The sequence below is a fragment of the Nostocoides japonicum T1-X7 genome (genome assembly GCF_001046855.1).
Lineage (GTDB): Bacteria > Actinomycetota > Actinomycetes > Actinomycetales > Dermatophilaceae > Nostocoides > Nostocoides japonicum.
This window is the reverse complement of sequence record NZ_HF570958.1, coordinates 4659097-4661335: the sequence shown is the minus strand read 5'-3', so window position 1 is coordinate 4661335 and position 2239 is coordinate 4659097. Positions and strand designations below refer to the sequence as shown.

The following is a 2239-nucleotide window of genomic DNA, read 5'->3' as shown; positions in this document are numbered from 1 at the left end:
TGAGGTTTTCTCACCAGGCGCGGGGCCATTGGGCTGAGGAGCCTGTGATGCCAGTGTGACTGGCGTGTCACAAGGTACACGTGGGGTCCCGTGGCCCAGAGTCGGTTTCGACCAAGAAACAAGCCCGACCAAGGACCCCACGTGCTGTCGTATCGTGCCACCCTCGATGTCCCGACCCAGACTGTTGCCCGCGTGTCGCGCTGGATCCAGGCCCACCGGCATCGGGTCGACGCCCGGCCCTGGCAGCGGGCCGCGACCTGCTGGACCCAAGCCGTGCTGGTGCTGCGCTGGCTGATCGATGGCACCGACATCCACCTGCTGGCCCGCGACGCAGGAGTCAGCCAGGCCACCGGCTACCGGTACCTGCACGAAGCGATCGACGTCATCGCCGCCCAGGCCCCGGACCTGACCGAGGTCTTGGCCCAGGGCCGGCAGGCCGGGTGGGCGTTCGTCGCCCTGGACGGCACCCTCATCGAGTCCACCCGCGTCAACGCGAAATCCGCTGCGGGACACGACCTGTGGTACTCCGGCAAACACCACCACCACGGCGGGAACATCCAGGTCGTGACCGACCCGACCGGCTTCCCGATCTGGACCTCCCCGGTCGAACCCGGCTCCACCCACGACATCACCTGCGCCCGAGCTCACGCCTTCCCCGCGCTGTACCCGGCCGCCGCGGCCGGCCTGCCGACGCTGACCGACAAGGGCTACACCGGCGCCGGGATCGGCATCCACGTCCCGCTCAAGGGCGCCAACCTGTCCCCCGAGAACAAGGCCAGCAACCTGCTCATCACCGCCCTACGGGCACCGGCCGAACGCGCCAACGCCCTGTTCAAATCCGGCTTCAACGCCTTACGACGCATCACACTGTGCCCATGGCGCATCGGCCACATCACCGCCGCCGCCCTCGTCATCCTCACCATGCACCGCGGACGCTGATGAGAAAACCTCACTGGTGAAACACCAATTGGATGGCGCGTCGGATGATCGTGTCAAGCATGGCCCCGTACAAGGCGATCACCCTTGTCGAGGATAGCCCGCCGTCTAGGATGTTAACCAGAGTTGCGGGTACGGTCCGGGTCCGTTCGACGAGGTCGTCGATAGTGTCGCAGCGCCTGATCTGTTCGTGCAGCGCAACACCGGCCGTTGTGGGCGACACAACCAGGTCACGAGGGGAGATCGCACCGTGCAGCTCGCCGGCCCGGTCGGTCACCAACAGGAATTCGGTGTCCTGGTCGAGCAGTCGGATGAGTGCCTCCGCGGCGGAGTCTCCGAGCCGAGCCGTATTAGCGGGACTATGCATGACGCGAGCGGCGGGGGTGTCCAGCGGCAGGCGGTCGACCAAAATGCGCCGGCGCAAAATGGAGTCTGTGATCAGTCCGTAGCGTGCGGGTGCGATCCCGACCGCGGCGTAGTCCAGCCCCCGCACCGTCATGCGTTCCGCCACAGCGGCGATGGGTGTGTCGGGCTTGACCACCAACGGGGGAGAATCCAGAAGGTCGTCAACCAAACTGTAGGACGGGAGCCCCGACGGGTGTCGGGCCTGTGTCAGAACTTGCCTCGCCAGGAACCTGGCCCCAGGATCGGAGGAGAAGGCTGATTCGATCGCCGCCGCCGGAATCCGTGCCACTGTGCTGGCTCTTATCGCGACGGCACGCGGACCAATCGGCTGGTCGGCAAGCATGGCCGAGAAGCCGAAGACCGCGCCAGGCCCAAGACGGTCGTCGGCCGGCCCATTCACATGATCGGGATCGGACCAAGTGTGTACCCGACCGGACAGGAGGACAAACATTTCGCGGCAAGGTGTCGTGAAAGCATCCATGATCACATCGCCGGCGGCCATTGAGTCCACCGATGCACTCTCGGCCGCAGCTCTCACCACTTGGGGATCGAAAGAGTCGAAGGGTGGACATGCTGAGAGAAACTCTGCTAGCTCGCTTACGGGCCATCCTGATTCACCTGAAGTTGTGATAATGGCATCCCGTCTGGTCAAGATGTTTCGACAGATTTCGTGGCTTGCCCAAGGCTCACGGCCCGAGCGACGCAGACTCTTGTCAAGACTCGCACATGGCTCAACGTAGCGTCGAGTGTCCCTGGATACGCCCCAGGGCCTCGGCAAAGTCGGCCGACGGGCTGTGACCTGCACGAACGCCGCCTGAAGGCCGGCGTGTTGCGGATGGTGGGCGTGGGGTTCGTGGTGACGATGGGGTTCTCACACGCCGCACGTCTTCAGGGAACC

Annotated in this window: 2 protein-coding genes; one reads left to right on the top strand and one right to left on the bottom strand. The window is 65.1% G+C overall.

Annotated features, from left to right (window positions below; all coding sequences use genetic code 11):
* The first annotated feature begins 141 nt into the window (after nucleotides 1-141).
* A complete protein-coding gene (locus BN12_RS21175; RefSeq protein ID WP_048555555.1) occupies nucleotides 142-939 on the top strand; it encodes a transposase family protein in 798 nt (265 codons plus the stop codon).
* Nucleotides 940-949: 10 nt separating this feature from the next.
* Here BN12_RS21175 and BN12_RS21170 read toward each other — a convergent pair whose 3' ends face one another.
* Nucleotides 950-1843, bottom strand: a complete 894-nt coding sequence (locus BN12_RS21170) for a CBS domain-containing protein (RefSeq protein ID WP_048555554.1) — start codon at nucleotides 1841-1843, stop codon at nucleotides 950-952.
* Nucleotides 1844-2239: the final 396 nt, after the last annotated feature.